Here is a 22653-nt window from a genome sequence, read left to right on the forward strand (position 1 = left end):
AGGCCGCTGGGCGTAACCCCACAATGGCGTAGCCATGAATCTTAAAGCGACAACCTTAACCTACCTAGCTATAACAACCTTGCCACTTGTTCTAACGGGAAGGTTTTTGCTAACCCTAAGCCTTACCGAAAAGCCAAGAAACGCTTAAAGCGGTTGCAGAGGCAATTAAGCCGGAAGAAAAAAGGCTCTCAGAACCGGAAGAAAGCGGTCAAGCGGGTAGCAAAAGTTCACAAAAGAATTGCAGACATCAGGAAGGACAATCTGCACAAGATTACTACTTACTTAACCCGAAAACACCGGGTGGTAGTAATTGAAGACCTAAATGTATCAGGTATGCTCAAGAACCACAAGTTAGCGGGGAGTATCGCTGACTGTGGTTTCTTTGAGTTTAAGCGACAGCTAGAGGACAAAGCCAAGCTCTATAGCTGTCAGTTGGTGGTGGTGGATAGGTTTTATCCTTCCAGCCGTTCTCGGTGTGGTCATCAACAAAATATGCCACTGAACCAGAGAGTGTTTCGCTGCCAAAAATGTGGTTTTGGCGAGATAGACAGGGACTTCAATGCCTCCCTCAACTTGGTGAAGTGGTATCAAACTACCCTGAGCTCCAGGGGAAGTGACGCCTGTGGAGATTCCTCTGCCGGGGTCGGTTCGCCGACTAGGTATGAATCGTTGAATCAGGAAGGAAGCAACAAGTCGAGCGAAATCCAACTTTCGCTCGGCGTTGTGTAAGTCTTTCGGAGCGGTACAATACGGTTTGGAGTGGCCCGATCTACCGCCTATGACCGAGACCTTTCCCGTGCAGATTCACCACCAGGGGCAGGTGTTCACCATTGACGCACCCGCCGACCAAACCATCTTAGCCAGTGCGGCGGCAGCAGGACTAGAGTTGCCCTCCTCCTGCCAAGCGGGTATTTGTACGACCTGTGCAGCCCGTTTGCACAGCGGCACGGTCGCGCAACCGGAGGCCATGGGATTGAGTCCGGCCTTGATGGCCCAGGGGTTTGCCCTGTTGTGCGTGGCCTATCCCCGCTCGGCCATTACGTTAGAAACAGAACAGGAAGATACGGTCTACGAATTGCAATTTGGGCAATTTCAAAAGTAAATCTGCCAAAGCAGAAAGCGCGTTGCCAGCGGCTGGTGTATCTTCACCGCTCAAGCTCAGAAATGAGGATTGCGAAGGGTCCTACTCCTTTCCAATAGAATGTAGGGTGAAGGTAACCATGGAATTGGCCTGAACTTTAGGGCTTACGATTGCGACAGAATTCTAAGGGTGCAGCAGGGTCAAGTTGTGCAAACCAAAGCCGGAACGATGTGACTTGCAGGTGTATCCTGTTTAAGGCAATCTGAATTTCTGTAGGAATTTTGGGGTTATGCCTGTGGTTTAATACATTTATCTGATGGTTTTGGCTTTGGGGACGTACCGTTTCCCTAGCCGGTGCAATCAAGGGATTCCTAAGCCGTTTTTGGAGCCACGATGGGCATTGTCGATTGGGTGGTGGTGGGGATTTATTTAGGCTTGAGCTTGTTTTTGGGGTTGTATTTATCCCGCCAAGGTGCCCGCAGTTTGGTGGATTTTTTTGTGTCTGGACGTTCGTTGCCCTGGTGGTTGGCAGGGACGAGTATGGCGGCGACGACATTTTCGATAGATACGCCCTTGTATGTGTGTGGCTTGGTGGCAAAACGGGGGGTGGCAGGCAACTGGGAATGGTGGTGTTTTGGCTTGACTCATGTGGTGATGATGTATCTTTTTGCCCGGTTGTGGCGACGTGCGGAAATTATCACGGATGCGGAGTTGACCGAATTGCGCTATGGCGGTAAACCCGCAGCCTTTTTACGGGCAACGAAGGCGTTTTTATTTGCCGTGCCAATAAATTGTATTGGCATGGGTTATGCAATGTTGGCGATGGTGAAAGTGATGGATGCCCTGGATGTGTGGGGGAGTTTGGGGTTGGACCCAGGCGGTCAGGGCAAGCTGTGGCGTGTGGTTGGGGTGAGCGTGTTGGTGCTGATTTACGCTGGCGTGGCGGGTCTATGGGGGGTGGTGGTGACCGATTTGGTGCAGTTTGTCCTGGCACTGGTGGGGGCGGGGGTCGTGGCGGTGGTGGCGCTCCAGCAGGTGGGGGGGATGGGGGCGGTGGTGGCGCATTTCCAAGGGACGGGAATGTTGCAGTTGTGGCCGTGGGGAGACCAAGCGGGCCTCTCGGCGAGTACGTGGTTTGCCTATATATTTGTGCAGTGGTGGGCGTTTCGGCGCAGTGATGGGGGCGGGGAATTTATCCAGCGGTTGGCGGCGGCGCAGGATGAGCAGGAGGCGGAACGGGCGGCCTGGTGGTTCAACCTGTTGAATTACGTGGTGCGGACTTGGCCCTGGGTGGTGGTGGCGTTGGTGGCCCAGGTCCTGTACCCGGATTTGCCGGACCCGGAGTTAGGGTATCCCCGGCTGATGCGGGATTTTTTGCCACCGGTGCTGTTGGGGGTGGTGGTGGCCTCGTTGCTGGCGGCGTTTATGAGCACCATGTCCACCCTCATCAACTGGGGGGCTTCCTACCTAACCCGCGACTTGTACCAGCGGTTTTGGCGTCCCCAGGCCGGGCAGGCGGAGTTGGTGGCAGCCGGGCGGGTGGCCTCGGTGGTGGTCACGGCGTTGGGGGCGGTGGCGGCCTTTTATGCCCAGGATGTCACCACCGTGTTCCGTCTGGTGATTGCCATCGGGACGGGGCCGGGGCCGGTGCTGATCCTGCGCTGGTTTTGGTGGCGGATCAATGCGGTGGCCGAATGGACGGCCATGGTGGCTGGCTTTCTCATCGGTCTGGGAACGACGGTAGTGCCCGTGATCCAAATCCCGGATTTTGGCTGGCGATTAATTCTCACAACTGGGATGACGACCCTGGCCTGGCTGACGGCCATGTACTGCACCCCCCCTGAGAGCGAAACCACCTTGAACGAATTTTACCGGCGGATTCGTCCAGGAGGGCCGGGCTGGCGGCGACAACAACAAGCTACTGGCTTGCCCCCCCTCCAGGACCTGGGCTGGGAACTGCAACGCACCTTGGCAGGGATCGGGGTCCTGTTTGGCGCCATGCTGGGGGTGGGGGGGTTTCTCCTGTGGCAACCGGCAGTTGGCTGGGTCTGCTGGCTGGTCGCTGTAGGAGCAGGCAGATGGCTCCAGCAATTGCAGCGGCGGGCCAAACCACAAGCCTCTGGAGAATAAATGGTAAAGAAACGATAAAATTTTGTTGGGGATCAACATAAATTTTTATTAACTTATTCAAGGATTGGGGGAAAAAACACATGGCAAAAGCGGGGCGGTTGGAGCAGATGCGGCGGTATGACCCGGCGGCGATTGCGGCTTATTACCGCTGGCGACCGGGCCGGGTGGTGGGGCGGCTGCTCCAGGTGGGGGTGGCGATGCTCAGCTTTCTGGCGGCGTTGGCGTGGGACCACCTCACCGGTCAGGAAGAACGTCGGCGGCCCCAGCGAGCGGCGCAACTGCGGCGGTTGATGACCCAGTTAGGGCCGACGTTTATCAAGGTAGGGCAGGCGTTGTCCACGCGTCCCGATTTGGTACGGCGGGACTATTTGGAAGAATTGACCCTGTTGCAGGACCAACTCCCCCCCTTCCCCAACGAACTGGCCTTTGCCCTGATCGAGCGGGAACTGGGGCGACCGGTGACCGAACTGTATCGCGAATTGTCCCCTGAACCTGTGGCGGCGGCCAGTTTGGGGCAGGTTTATCGGGGGCGTTTGCCCAGCGGCCAAGAGGTGGCGGTCAAGGTGCAGCGTCCGGGTTTAATTCCCATTTTGACCCTGGATTTGTACATTCTGCGGTGGTTGGCCCATGTCATCCAACCCTGGTTGCCCATTCATATGCAGGACGATTTGAGCCTAATTGTGGATGAATTTGGGGAAAAACTGTTTGAGGAAATTGATTATCTGAATGAGGCATGCAATGCGGAGAAATTTGCCGACAATTTTCGCAATGACCCCACTGTGAAAGTGCCTAAAATCTATTGGGGATGGACCAGTCATCGGGTGTTAACGTTAGAGTGGATTCACGGCTACAAATTGACCGACGCCAGTGTGGTGCAAAAAGCCGGGATTCCCATGCACCAGTTTGTGCAGATTGGTGTGCGGGCGGGCTTAAAACAACTTTTGGAATTTGGTTTTTTCCATGCGGACCCTCACCCCGGCAATTTATTCCTAACGCCTGATGGGCGGCTGGCCTACATTGATTTTGGCATGATGGATCAGCTCACGCAAGCGGCCAAAGAGCAATTGGCAGATGCCCTAGTACATTTGGTGAATAAAGATTATTGGGAATTGGCGCAGGATTTTGTGCGTTTGGGTTTTTTGCCCCCAGGGACAGACATTAAACCCATTGTCCCGGCGCTGGAATCGCTCTGGCAGAAGGCGGTGGGCACCCAGCTAAGGGATTTTCGTTTCAAGAATGCCACCGATCAATTTTCCGATTTGATGTATCGCTATCCCTTTCGGGTTCCGGCCCATTTCGCGTTAATTATTCGTTCGTTGATCACCCAGGAAGGGATTGCTATGAGTTTGGACCCCAATTTTAGAATTGTGGATGCGGCCTATCCCTACGTGGCGCAACGTTTGTTGACGGGAGAAACGCCGGAATTTCGCCGCCGGTTACTCGAAGTTTTATTCAAAGACAATCGCTTCCAGTGGCAACGCCTAGAGAGTTTGCTGGCCGCTGCCGAAGGCGCAGAAGGGATGGATTTACAACCGGTTTTAGGGTCGGCGTTGAGCTATTTATTTTCTCAAGAAGGCGAATTTTTGCGCCAGCAATTAATTCTTGCCTTAACCGAAGATGACCGTTTACATTTGGCAGAAGTGGGGCGGTTATGGCAGTTGGTGCGCGGCCAAATTCGCCCGCGGGCTTTGCTAGAATTGGCTTGGCATCACAGGTAAGGGAGTAACTGACACCATGCGGCGTGCGACCGTGGTGGGAGGGTTGTTGTTGGGATTAAGCGGTGGGGGAATCTTGCCTGCGTTTCCCGTGGGGGAGAGGATGCCGGTGATGGCGCAGGCGACCTTGAGTAAAAGTCAGATCGCTGCGGTTGCGGAAAAAATTACGGTTTTGATCCAAACTCCGGCAGGGCATGGTTCTGGCACAATTGTTGCTAAGAATGGGGATGTCTATCAGGTTTTAACAGCCAAACATGTGATTGAGAGTATTCAACCTGGTGAAGAAGCAGATATTACGACCCACGATGGCAAGGTTTATCCCATCGATTCCCGGCGGATACAAAAATTACCGCAGGTGGATTTAGCAGTGGTGGAATTTCGCAGTTCGGTGCATTATCCGCAGGCCAAATTGGGGAATGATTTGGCTGTGAAACGGGGGATGAGTGTGTATGTGGCGGGTTTTCCTTTGCCGGGAGCAGCCATTACCAAACCGGTCTTGCAATTTACAAGCGGCGATGTGACGGCAACTTCTGAAAATATTTTGCAGGACGGTTATTCTCTGACCTACACCAACAATACATTGCCAGGAATGAGTGGGGGGCCGGTATTAAATGAGCGGGCAGAGTTGGTAGGAATACATGGGCGTGCAGAAGGCAGTTATCAGTCCACGCAACAGGGAATGATTGCCCTGAAATCGGGGTTTAATTTGGCAGTGCCAATTCGCACGTATATCGCTTGGGTGAATCGGCAACCGATTAAAATTAATACCACTGCTACCACAGCCCAGGAATTGTATATTCTGGCGGAACGGAAGTCCGAAGCGGGGGATATTCAGGGGGCGTTAAATGCCCTCAATCAATTGATTCAACTCGACCCCAATTCGGCCTGGGCGTACATGAGCCGGGGGATTTTGAAAGCCCTGAAGCAAAGAGATTACCAAGGGGCGATGGCCGATTATAATCAAGCGCTGCGGCTTGACCCCCAAAATGCGGATATTTACGGCAATCGTGCCTTTTTGAAAACTCTGCTGCGGGATTTCCCTGGGGCAATGAGCGATGCGGATCAGGCCATTCGCCTGCGCCCTCGTTATGATAAAGCCTACATTTTGCGGGGGTTTGTCAAGAGTCAAATGAATGATTATGTCGGTGCTTTAGCCGATGCCAATCAGGCGGTAGAATTGAACCCGAATTTAGCAGATGGCTGGTTGATGCGCGCCACAGCCAAGGTGTATCTGCAAAATCCCCAAGGTGCCTTAGAGGATGTCAACCGAGCCATTAACCTCAATCCCAAAGAGGCCAGTAGTTATGCCATCCGTGCCCTGGCTAAAGTGGCATTACAGGATTTTTCTGGTGCGATGGTTGATGCAAACCAAGCGGTTGCGTTGGATGCGAATAATGCCATTGCCTATACCGCTCGCGGTACTGCCAGAGTCTTTGCTCAAGATTTTCGTGGGGCATTGGAAGATGCCAACCGAGCTATGCAAATTAATCCAACTAATTCAGATAACTATTTTGTGCGCGGGATAGCCAGGATAGGTTTGGGTGATGGTATAGGAGGTTGCAAAGATTTACAAACTGCGGCCAATTTAGGCAGTGTTGAAGCCCGGAACACCTACCGACAATTCTGCCGGTAATTTGCGTCATTTTGGAACAAAAACAAGTTGAGATTTTAGGCATCAATGAAAAAGTTAAAAGTAAAGTTGTGCAAAAGTAATGTTTAGAACAGAGGGATGATTATTCCAGTAGGGGATGTGGGGGTATGGAGGGGATAGTTGCATCGGGTTTACGAGGGGAAAAAGTTTATGGTTATCGCCAGAGATACAAGGGCCAAAAACACAGTTTAATCGGTGCTACAACACTGGCAGGTGCTCTGTACTCAACAGGCATAGTACGGTGGGTTACTGGCTAAACAGACAAGTTGTAGGGTGTTTCCTAGTCTGATGGGTTTAGCTGTGCGAACAGGGTCTAGGTGACATTTACAGTTACTCTCTTCAAAAAAATACGCCACATCATTGTTATTCAGAATATCTGACGATAATCTAAACCCTATTTTGGTGATCCTCATCACTGGTTCAGGCTGACGCAAATCACCACCCCCCTAACAAGCTGGCTCTAGATTGAAATTAGGAGATTTAGGAGTGCTTTGTCTCTCCAACAACACCGTCCGAAAAGGAGTTAATCGGTTATGTTGCCCACCTCCGAACACACAGTCTTACCCTTGGAGCTGCATAGCAATACCGTCTATAGCTTCAATGCCGCTCCTGGAATGACGCATCCGGATTTACTGAGTCCTGTGCAAGTCCGCTTGCAGGCTATCGCTAGTAGTGATGATTGCTTGGCGCGAGTTCTTGGAGAACCTGCTAATACTGCCGAGGTCCAGGCGATTCGTTACCAATGGGAAGCTCGTGATTTTTCGGTCTTTCCCAAGCTTCAAGTTTTAGAGGCTTTTGGTGCCTGTAGTGAGACCACCCAAACAATTTATCTCTCTAATGCGCCCCTAACTCATGGGACAGATGACGGTATGTTTGGGTCGACGGGAGCTTGGATGGAGGAGACGTTCGCCTGGTCAAATTGTTTAGTCGGTGCGGATACCGCTGGGGATGAAGTGGGGCATCAAAATCAAGAAATTCCTTGGTGGGACGAACCGCCTATTTCTGGAGCATTTGTCAGCGATTGGGCTGGGAATACCTTTGCGACCGCACGGCCTATCACTCTAGGGGTCACTCCCACGACCTTTACGGATTGGGTGGGCAGTACGGATACCTTGGATTTCTATCGTTTTAGCCTCAACCAGCCCAGTATGGTTCATTTCACCCTCAATGGGTTGACGGCAGATGCGGACCTCTGGCTGTTCGACGACCAAGGGAATGTCATTCAAGGTTCGTGGAACTGGGGAACCATTCCTGAAAGTATTTCCCAGTCTTTGGGGGCAGGTACCTACTTCCTCCTGGTGAACCAATACAGTGGTTCCACCTTTTACAACCTCACCGCTACGGCAACGAACCCCGATTTAGCTGGGAATACCCTCAATACAGCCCGGAATATTACGCTGGGTGCTATCCCCACCACCTTTACCGATTGGGTGGGCAGTACGGATACCAACGACTACTACCGGTTCACGTTGCCGACCACCAGTACCATTACTCTCTCGCTTACAGGTTTGAGTGCGGACGCGGACCTGGAATTGCTCAGCAGTACGGGTGTGGTGCTCCAAAGTTCTCGGAATTGGGGCACGCAAGATGAACACATCACCAGTCCGTTGAGTGCAGGCACCTATTTCATCAGAGTCTATCCCTACGGCAGTACCAACACCCATTACCAGCTAACGGTTGCGGCTACTGAGCTGATTCCACCCCCTTCCACCACTGGGTTTAACGCCACCTATGGCTATGGTCTGGTCAATGCGGCGGCGGCGGTGGCCAGAGCCATCGGACAAACCTCACCCTTCCCAGATGTGCCTAATTTGGGGGGCAATAACTGGGGCAATGACCTGGTAAATGCGCCAGAAGTCTGGGCGCGGGGCTACACAGGCAATGGGATTGTTGTGGCTGTGGTGGATACGGGCGTAGATTACCACCATCCCGACTTGAATGACAACATTTGGCGTAATCCTGGGGAAATTGCCGGGAATGGCATAGACGACGATGGCAACGGCTATGTGGATGATGTCCACGGTTGGGATTTTATCAACAACGACAACGACCCCTTAGACAGAAATGGGCATGGCACCCATGTCGCCGGGACGATTGCCGCTGAAAATAATGGCTTTGGGGTCACTGGAGTGGCGTACAATGCTCGGATTATGCCGGTCCAAGTGCTGGGTGATAATGGCAGTGGGAGTAGCCGCGCTGTGGCTAATGGGATTCGCTACGCGGCTAACAATGGTGCTCATGTCATCAACCTCAGTTTAGGTTCCAACCTCCCTTCGCCAGAGATTTATTCGGCAATCCAATACGCTACCAGCCGTGGTGCGGTCGTGGTGATGGCGGCGGGCAATGACGGTGATCCTCAACCGGACTATCCGGCTTTCTTTGCCACTGAGTTTGGTTTATCCGTGGGTGCTGTGGACATGAACCGAAACATTGCTGGGTTGTCCAACCGGGCCGGCACGGACAGCGCGCTGTATCATGTGGTGGCGCCAGGGGTGGGCATTGTCAGTACGGTGCCGAACAACAGATACATTAGTTACAATGGCACATCTATGGCGACGCCTCACGTGGCCGGTGTGGTGGCGCTGATGCTGAGTGCCAATCCTAACCTGACCCCTGCGCAAGTGCGGGACATCATTGTGGGTTCGGCAACACGACTAGCCTAATCTCCTTAGCCTCTGCGGGGTGGGAGCACCTCACCCCGTAGTTTTTATTTTTGGACTATCGCCTCTCCCGTACTATGGTGAATTGGATGACTCTCCTGCAAATCGGAGCCTGTGGACTGACCCTCAGTGGGTTTATGTTTGTCTCCACCCTCCCTCATGGGTCAATTTCATTCGCAGAACCACCGTTATACCCATCCCCCCCAACAGCCTCTATGGAACCTGCCACCTTACCCCCGCCTACCCCCTTTGTTGGCAAACAACGCTATACTGCCCAACCCCAGGGAATTGTGGGTGTCGTTCTCGCTTGGCGTGGTAACTTCATGCCCCGGATTCTCCCGGAAGATGAACCGGTCACCACTAACTCAGAAATCACTCCCATTACGACTAGGATTTGGATTTTTGCTGGAAAAGTGAGACCCTCCCCTATGAAGAATTGGCCGCAAGAATTCGCGCCTGCACCCATCTCGCCACGCTTGCCCCTGGCAGAGGCAGCCCAACTTCCTAATCGCCTCGGTTGGGTGATGAGTGACAAGGATGGACGCTTTCAAGTGGGATTGCCGGTTGGGGAGTACACGCTCTTAATTGAAGATGGGGAGGATTTATATTTGAATGAGTTTGGGGGGGATGGCACCTTTGCCACCGTGCAGGTGCAACCGCAACAAATTACTTCCGTAGAACTGCGCAACACGGAACAGGCCACGTTTTAGCGTTAGATTTGGGCAACTGTAAACTGTAACCCCTTGTCCATGCAGTACCATGAGGGAGTAGGATTTCCCGGCCAGTATGCTTGGGCATTTCCAGCACAGTGCGCTCCGGGTGGAACTCCCAGCCACAAGGCAGCAAATTCGGCAGGCACTGGTGGAACCGGCCGCATTACGGCAATGGTGGTTTCCGGGTTGGCCGCCGGAGGTTGATCGCCCTCTGGCTGCTGGCCAAACGGTGGAGTTGTGGTGGGGCGTGGTGCCCATTCTGGCGCAGGTGCGGGATTTGCGCCCGGATTACCTGCAGTGGCAATTCAGCCGCAGTGTGGACGGTTTGCAAACCTGGTACTGGGGCGAGGGCTGGGTGCAGGTGCAGTTGGAGGCGGTTTCCCTGTTGCCTTTGGGTGTCGGGCAAACGTGGCAGTTGTGGCAGTTGCGAGAGTATATCCGTCGTAGTTCCTCTCCTTCCCCATGACCTGGGCGTCTTGGTTGACTTTGAGCCGTTTGGCCGTGATTCCGGCGATTTTTGTGGCGCTGGCATGGCAGGAGCGGGGGTGGGCGGTGGGATGCTTTTTGCTGGGGGCGGCAACGGATGGGTTGGATGGCTATGTGGCCCGCCGGTTTCACCAGGTGAGCGATATGGGCAAGTGGCTGGACCCGTTGGTGGATAAGCTGTTAATTTTCGCGCCCCTGTTGGCCTTGGTCGAGTTGGGGGAGGTGCCCGCGTGGCTGGTGTTTCTCCTGTTGGTGCGGGAGTTGGGGATTACGGCTTGGCGGGCGCAGTTGCCCCAGGTGACGGGGGCCAATCTTTGGGGTAAAGTCAAAACCATAACGCAAGTGGGCGCTGTGGCGAGTTTGATCCTATGGCCGGGGTGGGTCACACAATGGGGTTTGGCCGCAGCCGTGGCGGTCAGTTGGTGGTCGGGGCTGGTGTATCTGCGCTCCCAGCCGCCGTGAGGTCTCCCCATGCGTAACCCCAACCAGCAAGGGCGGTTGATTGTCCTGACCGGGCCAAGCGGGGTGGGCAAAGGCACCCTGATCCAGCGGTTGTGTGAACGGCATCCGACCCTCCAGGTTTCGGTTTCCCTGACCACCCGTGCCCCGCGACCGGGAGAAATCTGCGGCCAGTCCTACATTTTTGTCAGCCGGGAGGAATTTCAAGCCGCCGTAGCCAACGGTGAATTGCTGGAATGGGCCGAATATGCCGGGAATTACTACGGCACGCCCCGGCAGCCGGTGGAGGCGGCTCTAGCCAACGGCAAGTGGGTGATTTTGGAAATTGAAGTGGTGGGCGCCCGGCAAATCCGGCAAAACTTCCCCCAGGCCAAACTGGTCTTTATCTGCCCGCCGAATTGGGAAACCCTAGAACAACGCCTGCGCCAGCGGGGACAGGATTCCGAAGCCGCCATGCAAAAACGCCTGGCCAGAGCCAAAGATGAGCTACAAGCCGCCGCGGAATTTGACGTGCAGGTGGTCAATGATAACCTGGAACAAGCGGTTCTCGAATTAGAAAATCATCTGGGTTTGGGCACCCAGGGTATGTCATGACTGTGCGCTCACCGATTTCTGGTTCATCCCATGTGCGCTGCCTACGCCGGTATTCCAGTACGGAATTAGGCAAACGCTGGCAGAACCATTTGGGTGTAGATATTGCGGTGGAATTGCAGGGTCATGCCATTGTTGAACTGTACGAATGTCTAGATACGGGCTTACAGTTTTTCTACCCTTTGGACGTAGCGGGTTCTGAACACCTCTACCGGCAGTTGCAAAAGCATGAATTTTACTACATGGCCGACAAATGGGAGTACGACCAAGCCCTTCGCCTTCTCCAATCTAAGACGACCCAAAACCCAGGTTCCCTCAACATCTTAGAAGTCGGGTGTGGGCGGGGTTATTTTGTGCAGAAGCTCCAGCGTTTAGGGGTTAAGGTCGTGGGTTTGGAACTAAATCAATCAGCAGTTGATACTGCCCAAACACATAACTTACCGGTCTATGCGGAGTCGTTAGCCACTTGGGCGCAACAACACCCCCAAGAATTCACCCACATCTGTAGTTTCCAAGTCCTTGAACATCTTGCTGCTCCCAAGCAATTTATCCACAACTGTTTGGCCTGTCTTGTTCCCAACGGGCAACTAATTTTCGCAGTCCCCAATCGCGAGAGTTTTACCCGTCATTTGGAATATGATTTACTCGATATGCCGCCCCACCACCTGACCCGCTGGTGTGCCCGTACCTTTGCGGCACTAGAACATTATTTCCCCTTGCAACTGGAGCGGATTTTTTATGAACCCCTTGCGCCCTATCATGTGGACTGGTATGTGCAGGTGCAGATGGAGCGGTTATGGCGTTTACCCGACCCACACCGCTCCCTGGGACACAAAATTCTGTACAAATTGGTCAAACCTCTGTATCGCAACATACCCCAAATCTACCGTCTCATTCTCAACGCAGGCTTGAGAAACTATATACGCGGGCATACGATGCTGGTTGTGTTGCGGAAGCGATAACTCTTTTGTTGACTTCCAAAGAAACCCTCTATAAATTGTGGTCAATTAACTTATGGCTAACTTATGGCACATTGGATGAACTTGCCCTGGTTAAATACCCATCAATAGACTATCGTTTATCCTTGGGTAACCAACGTTACCTCCTATTCTCAATGAGCTAACAAGGCACGGGTAACCGTCGCTTGGGGTTGCGAAAACAACGGCAGGGCTACTGTTCGCATCAGCGGGACGGAGCCCCTAAGCCTTAGACTTTAGTCAGAGGTAGTTTACTTCCTTATGGAGACATTTGCCCATGCAGTGGTTTAACCGGTTTGTCATGCCGCTGGTGTTGGTCTTGGCCTTTGGGTTGGCCTTGGTTGCAGTTACAGCCCGCTCGTTCCTGCCGGGAGATATGGCCGCACCTGCACCTACAGGTCTTATTTTGCCTGCCGGTGTTGGTACATAGCACTAAACCAGTCATGCAATTGTGCTAACTGCTGGGTGGGTGCGAGCGTCCCAAGACCCCGGACGGTAATTTTGCCTGGTGTATAGACAAAGCGGGAATGCAGTTTGGGGGGCAAGCCCTGGAGCAACTGTTGCCAGGCCGGTTCCGCCATGCGGGTCTCCAGAATTACATGGGGTTGGTCGGCGCGAATGCGGCTAATGCCCAGATGTTTGGCTAAAAGTTTCACGCGCATGACCAAAATAAGTTGCGTTACAGGGGGTGGCAATGGTCCATACAATTGCGTCCATTGCTGTTCAATCTGGTCAATGGCTTGCGCGTTTTCCGCAGTGGCAAGGGTGCGATAGGCTGCTAATTTTTGTTCCAAATTGGGCATGTAATTGGCGGGGATAAATGCCGTCAAATTCAGGTCAATTTGGGTGTCATCGACCGTGGGAATTTCTTGCCCGCGCACCTCTTGGATGGCCTCTTGGAGCATCTCTAAATACAGGTCAAACCCCACAGCCGCCACATGTCCCGACTGTTCGGCTCCCAAAATGTCCCCTGCCCCCCGAATGTCTAAATCCCGCAGCGCCAATTGATAGCCAGAACCGAGCTGGGTAAATTCCTGAATGGCCCGCAGCCGGGCTTTGGCTTCATCGGTCAGCAATTCTTCGCTTGGGTAGGTCAACCAGGCATACGCCTGCACGCCTGCCCGCCCGACACGCCCTCGCAGTTGGTATAGTTGCGCCAGGCCAAACCGATGGGCATCTTCCACAATAATCGTATTCACGCGGGGAATATCTAAACCGGATTCTATGATGGTGGTGCATACCAAAATATCAGCTTCCCCATGACTAAATGCCAGCATCGCCACTTCCAATTCCTCTGGTGCTAGTTGCCCATGAGCGATCATGATTTTGGCGCTGGGGATCATCTGTTGGATTTGCGCCACTGTGGCTTCGATTCCGGCAATTTTAGGTAAGACGTAAAAGACTTGTCCGCCCCGGTCTAACTCCTGGGCAATGGCTGCGCGAATCGTCTCCGGCTGGTAGGGAATTAAATAGGTCTTAATCGGGCGGCGGGATGGGGGGGGCGTGTTAATCAAACTCATTTCCCGCAATCCCGATAGGGCCATTGATAGGGTGCGGGGAATCGGTGTTGCAGTTAGGGTTAACACATCTACCGAGTGCTTGAGGGCTTTGATTTTCTCTTTGTGATTCACACCAAAGCGCTGTTCCTCATCCACCACCAATAATCCCAAATCCCGAAATTTCACCGAGTTATTTAACAGTTGGTGCGTGCCAACCACACAGTCTAATTCCCCCGTTTTGAGCTTGGCAAAAATCTCTTGTCGCTCTTGGGGACTGCGAAACCGATTGAGCAGGGCGATCTCGATGGGATAGGGGGCAAAGCGCTCTTTGAGGGTGTGGTAATGTTGTTGCGCCAAGATGGTGGTGGGGGCAAGAAAAGCAACCTGTTTGCCCGCCATGATTACTTTGAAAATGGCCCGAATCGCCACTTCCGTTTTGCCAAAACCAACATCGCCGCAGATGAGCCGGTCCATCGGTCGCGGGGATTCTAAATCCGCTTTGACCGCTTGAATGGCTTTGGCTTGATCCGGGGTCAAAGGATAGGGAAAAGAATCCTCTAATTCCTGTTGCCAGGGCGTATCGGGGGGATAGGGAGGCCGGGTTTGTTCTGCTCGTTTGGCATACAGTTCCAGTAGATTAACCGCCAATTTTTTCAGACTTTTGCGGACTTTTTCGCGGGTTTTTTCCCAGGTTTTATTTGCCAAACGGTGCAATTCGGGTTTTTCTGTACCACCCCCCCGATAGCGGGACAGGACGCCGAGCTGGTCCACTGCCACTCGCAGTAAACCATCTGCATATTGTAAAACAAGATATTCCCGGATTTGGCCGTCAATGACCAGTTTCTCCAGGCGCAAAAACTGACCGCAACCATGATGCCGATGGATGACGTAATCCCCCGGTTGCAGGCGGTTGGGGTCAATCTGGAGGGAAGAGGCGGCGCGGCGGCGACGGGTGGGGGTGGGTGTACCCAGGGCGTGTTGCCCAAAGAGTTCCCGGTCAGTCAGCACCAGCAATCCCAAAGCGGGGAGCCACAGTCCCGATAGTTCCCCCAGACCGGTGTATTTGAGGGCAATGGGGGTGTGGTCTTGCCCCAGGCGTTGGATCGTCGGCCAGTCTTGGGGGTTGGGAATGTACTGGGCAGGACAGTCGTGTTCTTGGAGTACGGCCACACAGCGGGAGGGTTGCGCCGAAAGAATCCAGATGCGGCACTGGCTGCGCTGCTGGCGGATCAGGGCGGCCAAGGGGGCAAATTGGTGGGGACTGCGCGGCAGGGGTCGGGCGTTGATGGTGATCCCATTGCTGCTTTGCCATTCCCAACAGTGGATTTGGGGGTAGGCTTGCAGTTGGCGTTGGAGGTCATCCCAGGGAAGGTGCAGCGGGGCTGCCGGTTGTCCTTCCCGTTCCCACTGTTCCTGAGCGTGTTCCCACCAGCGTTGGTGATGCAGTTGGCATTGCTGCGGTTCGTCTAGGACGCACAGGGTATGGCGGGGCAGATAGGCCAAAAGCGAGGCCGCTGTCGGAAACGCTCGGCCCAAAAAGCGCCGGTAACCGGTCAGGTGCGGCGCCAAATCGGGGCAGTGCGGCAACACCAAGGCCCGGTAATCCACCGGCGTCAGCCGTACCTGGGCAAGGGGTTCCAGGGGGCGTTGGGTGAGGGGGTCAAATTCCCGCAGCGATTCGAGGCTGTCGCCAAACCACTCCAACCGCACGGGCAATTCCTGGGTTACGGGGTAAACGTCCAGAATGTCCCCCCGCACGCTGAATTGGCCTTCGGCGTTGACCTGTTCGACCCGTTCGTAACCTAAAGTCGCCAATTGGTGCGCCAGGGTCGCCAGGGTTGGTGTTGCGTTGGTCTGGTTGGCGTTAATCGTCAGGCACAGGGCGGCAAAGGCCGCTGGTGGGGGCAAATGAGGTTGCAATGCCCGGTCGGTGGTCACAATAACAGGGGGCGGGGTCGGGCTTTGCAGGTCGTTGAGGACTTGCCATTGCGCCCAGAGGGTTTCCGGTTCCGGGTCAAAGGGTTCGTAGGGGGAGGTCTCGGCGGTGGGATAACAGTGCACCTGCGACCAGCCCATGTGTTCGGCCAGGGCCGTCCATTGCGCTGCTTCTTCTAAATTGGCGGTGATGACCAGTAGGGGTTGGCCGCGCAGTTGCGCCAGGGTACTGACGAGCAGAACTTTGCCAAATCGGGGCAAACCTGTCAGGGTCAGGGGGCGGTCGAGGTCAATGCTCTGCGCCCACGCTTGCACCAAGGGCAATTGCGCAAGATAGTGGCAAAGGGAAGCACAGGTCATCATGGCCGAGGCGCGAGGTTGATATGCGCAAGCGTTTACATTCTAGGGTAAATACTCACACGCCTTCCTCACCTTTCAGGGATGCCAACGTACTCCCTCAAATTCAACGATTGACTGCCATCACCTACTCCTTTGTTGTGACATGACTACTCAGGGGCAGAACCATTTTGAGCATCTTCCAGCCGTTGAACACGCTGATTCGTCGCCCGTATCTCTTCCAGGAGAATGTTGAATCTTAGGTCGTTTTCTCGCTTCCATTCCGCCATTTGTCGTTGCCATTCCCGAACTTCCTGACGGTGTTGTCGGTTCTCCTCATGTTCTTGAATGAATGCTTGCACCAGCCCGGCTACCGATGCCTGTAACTCACTCACCGATACCCGCAATTCACTGACTGCATCGGCCAAGCGATCCAGCATTTCATCCGTCCAACGATTGACTGCCATCACCTACTCCTTTGTTGTGACATGACTACTCAGGGGCAGAACCATTTTGAGCATCTTCCAGCCGTTGAACACGCTGATTCGTCGCCCGTATCTCTTCTAGGAGAATGTTAAAGCGCAAATCATTCTCTCGCTTCCATTCTTCCATTTGTCGTCGGTATTGTCGGTTTTCTTCATGTTCTTGAATGAATGCTTGCACCAAAGCTTCTAAGGATGTCCGCAATTCACTGACTGCATCGGCCAAGCGATCCAGCATTTCATCCGTCCAGCGATTGACTGCCATTATGGGTTCCTTGTGAGGTTAATATTTTAATTTTATCGGTTGTATGGGTAACAGGCGTGGAATGAATGTCAATCCCCCAATTGTGTTAGGTGATTGTGTGATGCTATATTCGTAACGACCGATGTGTGTTTCCCAAAATGCGGTTTTCTCGTTTTTGTGTGCAACTGGTTTTGGGCATCGGGGTGGGGATTATGTTGGCTTTGGGCGCCCACTGGCTCTATGCCGCTGTGTTTCAATCCCCCATTCTGTCCCCGGACCAGAACCCTCGCCCTACAACAGCAGTAACCCGTCCCCCCGAATTGCCCCCGGAAACGAAGGAGTTGCTGGCGCAGGTGGGCCATATCGTGAATCCGCCCCGCGGGGATGTGCGATTGATGGTGATTAGCGATTTGAACGATGTCTATGGGGCCACCACCTATGCGCCGGAGGTGACGAAAGCGATTAAATTGATGCCCTTTTGGCAACCGGATATGGTGGTCTGTAGCGGGGACATGGTGGCCGGGCAATATCCGGCGCTGACCGAGGCGCAAATGCGGGCGATGTGGGCAGCTTTTGATAAAACGGTGGCGGCTCCCCTGCGCCGCGCCAAAATGCCTTATGGGTTTACCCTTGGCAACCATGACGCCTCAAGCGCTCTGAGTGTGACGAAGAAATATCTATTCCAAAAAGAGCGGGATGTGGCGGCGGAATACTGGCGTGACCCGCGCCATGACCCAGGGCTGAAATTTGTAGATAAATTTGAATTTCCGTTTTATTTCACCTTTGAATTTAAGGGGATTTTCTTTTTGGTGTGGGATGGTTCTTCCTCGCATATTCCCCCGGAGAAATTGGCCTGGGTGGAAAAGGCATTGGCCAGTCCGCGGGCGCAGCAGGCAAAGATGCGGATTTTGCTGGGACATCTGCCGTTGTATGCGGTGGCCATTGGCCGCAATGACCCTGGTGAAGTGATGGAAAATGCGGACAAATTGCGTCTGATGCTGGAGAAATATCGGGTGCATACCTACATCAGCGGCCATCACCACGCCTATTACCCGGCGCACAAGGGAAAATTGCAACTGTTGCACATGGGGATTTTGGGGGCAGGCCCCCGGCCTTTGCTGGCAGGGAATACGCCGCCTTGGAAAACCCTGACCATTTTGGATATTCGTTTCAATAGCCCGGAATTGACCACCTACACCACCTACGACATGCAGACGATGCAGGTGATTGACCAGACGCTGCTGCCCCGCTTCATCGCCGGCCACAATGGGATGGTGTTGCGCCGGGATGTACAGCAACTGACCGCCAGTGAACAGCAACTGTGTGAGCAACAGATTGGCGCGGCCTTGTGTACAGCCTAAAGGGTGATGCCCTTGAGATGGGTGCGGGGGTTGAAGGTGCGGAGGTTGGCGAGTTTGGTGTAGAGTTCCCGCTCGCTGGCGCTGAGGTCCTTGGGAGGGACAATTTGAATCTTAAGCAGTAGGTCGCCGCGTCCCCCCGTCGCTTGCGGCCAACCTTTCCCCCGCAGACGCAATACTTGCCCCGAACGTATCCCCGCCGGGACGGTGACGGTAACAGGGCCATCCGGGGTGGGGACTTCGATCTGCGCGCCCAGCACAGCCTCATCGGGAGTAATGGGCACTTCGGCAGTTAAATTGGCGCCGTCAAACTGGAAAAAGCGATGGGGTGGCAGTTCGGCAATCAGGATCAAATCTTCCCGCTGACCGGTATAGGGTTGAAAGGGGCCTTGTCCCCGCACCCGGATTTTCGTACCTGGACGTACCCCCGCCGGAATGCGCACCTCAAAGGATTCGCTGCCGATTTGTACCCGTTTTTGCGTGCCCCGAAAGGCCTCGGCCCAGGTGAGGGTAACAGGGACTTCCCGGGGAATGTTGGTCGCGTAACGACCCGCCCACCCTGGGGAAGGGCCACCGCCCATGCGCCCCAGCAATTCATTAATAAATTCCTCAAAACTGCTGTAACGGCCAAAGTCGAAGTCAAAATCAATCGGTGATTCGCCACCGGGGGAACGTTCTCCCACCTGTTGCCAATAACGGCCATATTGGTCGTATTTGCGCCGTTTCTCCGGGTCGGAAAGCACCTCGTAGGCTTCGTTGATTTCCTTGAACCGGGCCTCGGCGGCAGGATTCCCAGGATTCACATCCGGGTGGTACTGCCGGGCTAAGCGCCGATACACCCGCTTGAGTTCCTCTGGGCTGACATCCCGACTCACCCCCAACACGGCATAGTAGTCTTTGTAGTTGGTACTCGTCATAACCCCTAGGTTAAGAATTTCTACACCACGATTTAAGCCATAACTGCCCTGATCCTAAGTTAGCACTCCCCCTCCCCAGCCGCCCATCCTTGGGTTAGTATTAAGAATAATAAACACTTTTTTAAGGTTCTCTACGCCCTAGGCAGGAGTTGTGTGATGAAGTTATCTTGGCGAGTGGTGCTGCTGTGGTTATTACCGGTGGCGATTATCGGGTTTTTCTTTTGGCAGGGCATGATGGGGCCGGTATGGCGCGAAAACGGTCTGAATGTGGCCACAGCGCGGATGACCTACGGGCGGTTTTTGGAGTACCTAGACAGCGGGCAGGTGCAACGGCTGGACCTGTATGACGGGGGGCGCACGGCGATTGTGGAGATCACCGACCCGGAGTTGAGCGATCGCTTCCAGCGGATTCGGGTGGATTTGCCGACGGCAGGGCCGGAGTTGATCAGTCGGTTGCGGGCGGCGCACGTGGATTTTGACATTCACAGTAGTCGCAATAATGCGGCGCTGTGGGGGCTGTTGGGGAATGTGGTGTTTCCTTTGGTGCTGATTGGGGGGTTGATTTTTCTGTTTCGCCGTTCCGGGAATATTCCGGGGGGGCCGGGGCAGGCGATAAATTTTGGCCGTTCCCGTGCCCGTTTTCAGATGGAGGCCAAAACCGGGGTCAAGTTTGCCGATGTGGCCGGGGTGGATGAGGCCAAGGAGGAATTGCAGGAAGTGGTGACGTTTTTGAAACAGCCGGAGCGGTTTACGGCGGTGGGCGCAAAAATTCCCCGCGGGGTGTTGCTGGTGGGGCCGCCGGGGACGGGGAAAACCCTGCTGGCAAAAGCGATTGCCGGCGAGGCGGGGGTGCCGTTTTTTAGCATTTCCGGTTCCGAGTTTGTGGAGATGTTTGTGGGCGTAGGGGCCTCGCGGGTGCGGGATTTGTTCAAAAAAGCTAAGGAGAATGCCCCGTGCATTGTGTTTATTGACGAAATTGATGCGGTGGGTCGCCAGCGGGGGGCGGGCATCGGCGGCGGCAACGATGAACGGGAGCAGACCCTCAACCAACTGTTGACGGAAATGGATGGGTTTGAGGGGAATACGGGGGTGATCGTGATTGCGGCCACCAACCGCCCGGATGTCCTGGATGCGGCGCTGTTGCGTCCGGGGCGGTTTGACCGGCAGGTGACGGTGGATATTCCCGACATCAACGGGCGGTTGGCGATTTTGCAGGTGCATGCCCGCAACAAAAAGCTAGACGGGAGTGTTTCTCTGGAGATGATTGCCCGACGCACGCCGGGGTTTTCGGGGGCGGATTTGGCAAATTTGCTCAACGAGGCGGCGATTCTCACCGCCCGGCGGCGCAAGGAAGCCATTGGTCTTAGCGAGATTGATGCGGCGATTGACCGGGTGGTGGCGGGGATGGAGGGGACGCCCTTGGTAGATAGCAAGAGCAAGCGGCTGATTGCCTATCACGAAGTGGGTCATGCGATTGTGGGGACGTTGCTCCCCCACCACGACCCGGTGCAAAAGGTCACCCTGATCCCCAGGGGGCAGGCGCGGGGGTTGACCTGGTTTATGCCGGGGGAAGATGCGATGCTGTTGTCGCGGGCGCAATTGTTGGCGCGGATTACGGGCACCCTGGGGGGACGGGCGGCAGAAGCGGTGGTGTTTGGGGAATCGGAGGTGACCACGGGCGCCGGGAATGACCTGCAACAGGTGGCGGCCTTGGCGCGGCAGATGGTGACCCGGTTTGGGATGTCCGATTTTGGCTTGTTGTCCCTGGATGGACAAATCGGGGAAGTGTTTTTGGGGCGGGATTTGGTGGCGCGCTCAGACTATTCCAACGCGGTGGCAGCACTGGTGGATGCCCAAGTGCGGGAGATTGTCAGCCAGTGTTACCAGCACGCCTGCCGGATTATCCAGGAGCAACGGGTGGTGATTGACCGGCTGGTGGATTTGCTGATTGAGAAAGAAACGATTGACGGGGATGAGTTTCGGCAAATCGTCGCGGAATATACGCCTTTGCCCCAACTCCCTGCGCCGGTCTGAAGGCCAAGGCTGGGTGTGGCCTCCCTTGCCGATAATGGTTCTGCATGCGCGTACTCATCAGCGGTTACTACGGCTATGGGAACGGGGGGGACGAAGCGCTACTGGTGACCCTGTTGCAGATGTTGCCGCCGGGGGTCGAACCGGTGGTTTTGTCGGCGCAACCGGCGGTGACCCAAAGGTTGTATGGGGTACGCGCCTGTGACCGCTGGCGATGGGGGGACATCTGGCGAGAATTGCGGCGCAGTCAGGGGTTCCTCTGGGGCGGGGGCAGTTTGATCCAAGACAGCACGAGTTGGGCCAGTCCCTTGTACTACCTGGGGCTGATGCTCCTGGCGCAGGGGTTAGGACGGCAAACGGTGGCTTGGGCGCAGGGGGTGGGGCCGTTGCGGCGCCGGTGGGTGCGGCAGTTGGCGGGGTATGTGTTTCGCCGCTGTACCCAGGTGAGCGTGCGGGATGCGCCGGCGGCAGAGCAATTGCAGCGTTGGGGGCGGTCGGTGTTGTTGGCTCCGGACCCGGTGTGGGCGTTGCCGGAGCAGCCCTATCTGCCGATTGGTGACCTGCCTGCGCCCCGTATTGCCGTGATTATGCGCCCCCATCCTTGGCTTACGCCGGTTTGGTTGGACACCATTACCCAAGCCCTGCACCAGTTTCAGCAAGCGACGGGGGTCTGGGTGGTGCTGTTGCCCTTTCAACCGGCGACGGACCTGGCTTTGGCCGCTCAATTACGCCAGGCGTTGGGGGAACGCACCAGCATCCTGCAACCGGAACACCCTGCCCAGTTGAAGGGCGTGTTGCGGGGGGTGGAATTGGTGGTGACCATGCGTTATCACGGCTTGGTGATGGGCGCAGCGGCGGGGTGTCGCTGTTTCAGTTTGAGTTATGATCCCAAGGTGCGCCAGCTCCAGCAGGAACTGGGGATGCCGGGTCTGGATTTGGCGCAGGCACCCCCACCTGCCCAGGTGTTGAGCCGCCAATGGCTTGACTTCTACGCCAACGGGGAGGGATTGTCGCCAGAACAGGTGCAATCCTGGGTGGATCGGGCAGGGTTGCACCGCGAATTGCTCTATCAACTCTGGGGGGCATGAGGGATGCCTATATCCACCCTCGCGTTGCCAGTTATCGGGTGTGGAACTCTCCAACAAAAGTTCATCAATTCGCGTCCGGCAACATGCTTCATGAGGAAACTTTTTGTTGTAAATAAAAATTGTTGTATAGTCATTTCGGTTTAGAATGCGACACTAACTTGTGCAATAATTACGAATGATTTCATCAATGGTGGTGCCAGGAGGAGCATACATCCACAATCTTTTTAATGCGCTAAAGTCATGCTCAATATCATTGAGGTCTGGGGAATAAGTTGGCAAAAATAACACAATATGCCCTGC

18 protein-coding genes and 1 pseudogene are annotated in these 22653 nt (G+C 54.8%); 14 read left to right on the forward strand and 5 right to left on the reverse strand.

Translation table 11 applies throughout. The annotated features are described in order from the left end of the window. Nucleotides 1-84: 84 nt before the first annotated feature. From ACWISF_RS00350 to ACWISF_RS00400, 11 genes and pseudogenes are all read left to right on the forward strand, one after another. A pseudogene (locus tag ACWISF_RS00350) lies at nucleotides 85-729 on the forward strand (RNA-guided endonuclease InsQ/TnpB family protein); the annotation flags it as partial. 49 nt (nucleotides 730-778) lie between these two features. Then, on the forward strand, nucleotides 779-1102 hold the full coding sequence (locus ACWISF_RS00355) for a 2Fe-2S iron-sulfur cluster-binding protein (protein WP_448379611.1): 324 nt from the start codon (nucleotides 779-781) through the stop codon (nucleotides 1100-1102). Nucleotides 1103-1474: 372 nt separating this feature from the next. Further along, nucleotides 1475-3211 carry a sodium:solute symporter family protein gene (locus ACWISF_RS00360; RefSeq protein WP_448379612.1) on the forward strand — a complete coding sequence of 579 codons (1737 nt, stop codon included), beginning with the start codon at nucleotides 1475-1477 and terminating at the stop codon, nucleotides 3209-3211. Between the two features lie 80 nt (nucleotides 3212-3291). Then, nucleotides 3292-4929: an ABC1 kinase family protein gene (locus ACWISF_RS00365; RefSeq protein WP_448379613.1), complete on the forward strand. Its 1638-nt coding sequence runs from the start codon at nucleotides 3292-3294 to the stop codon at nucleotides 4927-4929. Nucleotides 4930-4945: 16 nt separating this feature from the next. After that, on the forward strand, nucleotides 4946-6559 hold the full coding sequence (locus ACWISF_RS00370; protein WP_448379614.1) for a tetratricopeptide repeat-containing S1 family peptidase: 1614 nt from the start codon (nucleotides 4946-4948) through the stop codon (nucleotides 6557-6559). Between the two features lie 911 nt (nucleotides 6560-7470). Beyond that, nucleotides 7471-9240 carry a S8 family serine peptidase gene (locus tag ACWISF_RS00375; protein ID WP_448379615.1) on the forward strand — a complete coding sequence of 590 codons (1770 nt, stop codon included), beginning with the start codon at nucleotides 7471-7473 and terminating at the stop codon, nucleotides 9238-9240. Between the two features lie 521 nt (nucleotides 9241-9761). Beyond that, nucleotides 9762-9947 (forward strand): hypothetical protein, encoded by a 186-nt coding sequence (locus ACWISF_RS00380; protein ID WP_448379616.1) that lies wholly within the window; start codon nucleotides 9762-9764, stop codon nucleotides 9945-9947. Nucleotides 9948-10023: 76 nt separating this feature from the next. Then, nucleotides 10024-10416 (forward strand): SRPBCC family protein, encoded by a 393-nt coding sequence (locus ACWISF_RS00385; RefSeq protein WP_448379617.1) that lies wholly within the window; start codon nucleotides 10024-10026, stop codon nucleotides 10414-10416. Beyond that, nucleotides 10413-10898 (forward strand): CDP-diacylglycerol--glycerol-3-phosphate 3-phosphatidyltransferase, encoded by a 486-nt coding sequence (gene pgsA, locus ACWISF_RS00390; protein ID WP_448379618.1) that lies wholly within the window; start codon nucleotides 10413-10415, stop codon nucleotides 10896-10898. Before ACWISF_RS00385 ends, pgsA begins: the two co-directional genes overlap by 4 nt. A gap of 9 nt (nucleotides 10899-10907) precedes the next feature. Further along, nucleotides 10908-11489, forward strand: coding sequence for a guanylate kinase (gmk, locus tag ACWISF_RS00395; protein WP_448379619.1), 582 nt, complete (start codon nucleotides 10908-10910; stop codon nucleotides 11487-11489). Next, a complete protein-coding gene (locus tag ACWISF_RS00400) occupies nucleotides 11486-12448 on the forward strand; it encodes a class I SAM-dependent methyltransferase (RefSeq protein ID WP_448379620.1) in 963 nt (320 codons plus the stop codon). Before gmk ends, ACWISF_RS00400 begins: the two co-directional genes overlap by 4 nt. Before the next feature lie 416 nt (nucleotides 12449-12864). Here ACWISF_RS00400 and mfd read toward each other — a convergent pair whose 3' ends face one another. The 3 genes from mfd to ACWISF_RS00415 form a co-directional block, all read right to left on the reverse strand. Continuing rightward, nucleotides 12865-16257 carry a transcription-repair coupling factor gene (mfd, locus tag ACWISF_RS00405; protein WP_448379626.1) on the reverse strand — a complete coding sequence of 1131 codons (3393 nt, stop codon included), beginning with the start codon at nucleotides 16255-16257 and terminating at the stop codon, nucleotides 12865-12867. 146 nt (nucleotides 16258-16403) lie between these two features. After that, complete coding sequence (locus ACWISF_RS00410; RefSeq protein WP_448379621.1) at nucleotides 16404-16700, reverse strand: hypothetical protein; 297 nt, start codon at nucleotides 16698-16700, stop codon at nucleotides 16404-16406. A 25-nt stretch (nucleotides 16701-16725) separates the two neighbouring features. After that, on the reverse strand, nucleotides 16726-16980 hold the full coding sequence (locus ACWISF_RS00415; RefSeq protein ID WP_448379622.1) for a hypothetical protein: 255 nt from the start codon (nucleotides 16978-16980) through the stop codon (nucleotides 16726-16728). Between the two features lie 137 nt (nucleotides 16981-17117). Here ACWISF_RS00415 and ACWISF_RS00420 point away from each other — a divergent pair, with 137 nt between their 5' ends. Beyond that, on the forward strand, nucleotides 17118-18320 hold the full coding sequence (locus ACWISF_RS00420) for a metallophosphoesterase family protein (RefSeq protein WP_448379627.1): 1203 nt from the start codon (nucleotides 17118-17120) through the stop codon (nucleotides 18318-18320). Here the strand turns inward: ACWISF_RS00420 and ACWISF_RS00425 are convergent. Beyond that, nucleotides 18317-19234 carry a DnaJ C-terminal domain-containing protein gene (locus ACWISF_RS00425; protein ID WP_448379623.1) on the reverse strand — a complete coding sequence of 306 codons (918 nt, stop codon included), beginning with the start codon at nucleotides 19232-19234 and terminating at the stop codon, nucleotides 18317-18319. The genes ACWISF_RS00420 and ACWISF_RS00425 overlap by 4 nt on opposite strands. A 156-nt stretch (nucleotides 19235-19390) precedes the next feature. On the opposite strand from ACWISF_RS00425, the gene ftsH2 reads away from it, so the two are divergent. Both ftsH2 and csaB read left to right on the forward strand, forming a co-directional pair. Then, entirely contained in the window at nucleotides 19391-21268 is a 1878-nt protein-coding gene (gene ftsH2, locus ACWISF_RS00430; RefSeq protein WP_448379624.1) for an ATP-dependent zinc metalloprotease FtsH2, read from the forward strand. Between the two features lie 44 nt (nucleotides 21269-21312). Continuing rightward, nucleotides 21313-22353 (forward strand): polysaccharide pyruvyl transferase CsaB, encoded by a 1041-nt coding sequence (gene csaB, locus ACWISF_RS00435; protein ID WP_448379625.1) that lies wholly within the window; start codon nucleotides 21313-21315, stop codon nucleotides 22351-22353. A 153-nt stretch (nucleotides 22354-22506) separates the two neighbouring features. Here csaB and ACWISF_RS00440 read toward each other — a convergent pair. Further along, a partial coding sequence (locus ACWISF_RS00440) for a transposase (protein ID WP_448379628.1) occupies nucleotides 22507-22653 on the reverse strand: 147 nt, incomplete at its 5' end.

The sequence above is a fragment of the Gloeomargarita sp. genome, from assembly GCF_053491055.1.

What these genes read in the sequence shown, in the direction of transcription:
- ACWISF_RS00425 (WP_448379623.1), bottom strand. Translation starts at nt 19,234, where the DNA reads ATGACGAGTACCAACTACAAAGACTACTATGCCGTGTTGGGGGTGAGT.
- gmk (WP_448379619.1), top strand. Translation starts at nt 10,908, where the DNA reads ATGCGTAACCCCAACCAGCAAGGGCGGTTGATTGTCCTGACCGGGCCA.
- pgsA (WP_448379618.1), top strand. Translation starts at nt 10,413, where the DNA reads ATGACCTGGGCGTCTTGGTTGACTTTGAGCCGTTTGGCCGTGATTCCG.
- ACWISF_RS00415 (WP_448379622.1), bottom strand. Translation starts at nt 16,980, where the DNA reads ATGGCAGTCAATCGCTGGACGGATGAAATGCTGGATCGCTTGGCCGAT.
- ACWISF_RS00400 (WP_448379620.1), top strand. Translation starts at nt 11,486, where the DNA reads ATGACTGTGCGCTCACCGATTTCTGGTTCATCCCATGTGCGCTGCCTA.
- ACWISF_RS00370 (WP_448379614.1), top strand. Translation starts at nt 4,946, where the DNA reads ATGCGGCGTGCGACCGTGGTGGGAGGGTTGTTGTTGGGATTAAGCGGT.
- csaB (WP_448379625.1), top strand. Translation starts at nt 21,313, where the DNA reads ATGCGCGTACTCATCAGCGGTTACTACGGCTATGGGAACGGGGGGGAC.
- ACWISF_RS00385 (WP_448379617.1), top strand. Translation starts at nt 10,024, where the DNA reads ATGCTTGGGCATTTCCAGCACAGTGCGCTCCGGGTGGAACTCCCAGCC.
- ACWISF_RS00375 (WP_448379615.1), top strand. Translation starts at nt 7,471, where the DNA reads ATGGAGGAGACGTTCGCCTGGTCAAATTGTTTAGTCGGTGCGGATACC.
- ACWISF_RS00410 (WP_448379621.1), bottom strand. Translation starts at nt 16,700, where the DNA reads ATGGCAGTCAATCGTTGGACGGATGAAATGCTGGATCGCTTGGCCGAT.
- ACWISF_RS00420 (WP_448379627.1), top strand. Translation starts at nt 17,118, where the DNA reads ATGCGGTTTTCTCGTTTTTGTGTGCAACTGGTTTTGGGCATCGGGGTG.
- ACWISF_RS00360 (WP_448379612.1), top strand. Translation starts at nt 1,475, where the DNA reads ATGGGCATTGTCGATTGGGTGGTGGTGGGGATTTATTTAGGCTTGAGC.
- ftsH2 (WP_448379624.1), top strand. Translation starts at nt 19,391, where the DNA reads ATGAAGTTATCTTGGCGAGTGGTGCTGCTGTGGTTATTACCGGTGGCG.
- ACWISF_RS00355 (WP_448379611.1), top strand. Translation starts at nt 779, where the DNA reads ATGACCGAGACCTTTCCCGTGCAGATTCACCACCAGGGGCAGGTGTTC.
- ACWISF_RS00380 (WP_448379616.1), top strand. Translation starts at nt 9,762, where the DNA reads ATGAGTGACAAGGATGGACGCTTTCAAGTGGGATTGCCGGTTGGGGAG.
- mfd (WP_448379626.1), bottom strand. Translation starts at nt 16,257, where the DNA reads ATGACCTGTGCTTCCCTTTGCCACTATCTTGCGCAATTGCCCTTGGTG.
- ACWISF_RS00365 (WP_448379613.1), top strand. Translation starts at nt 3,292, where the DNA reads ATGGCAAAAGCGGGGCGGTTGGAGCAGATGCGGCGGTATGACCCGGCG.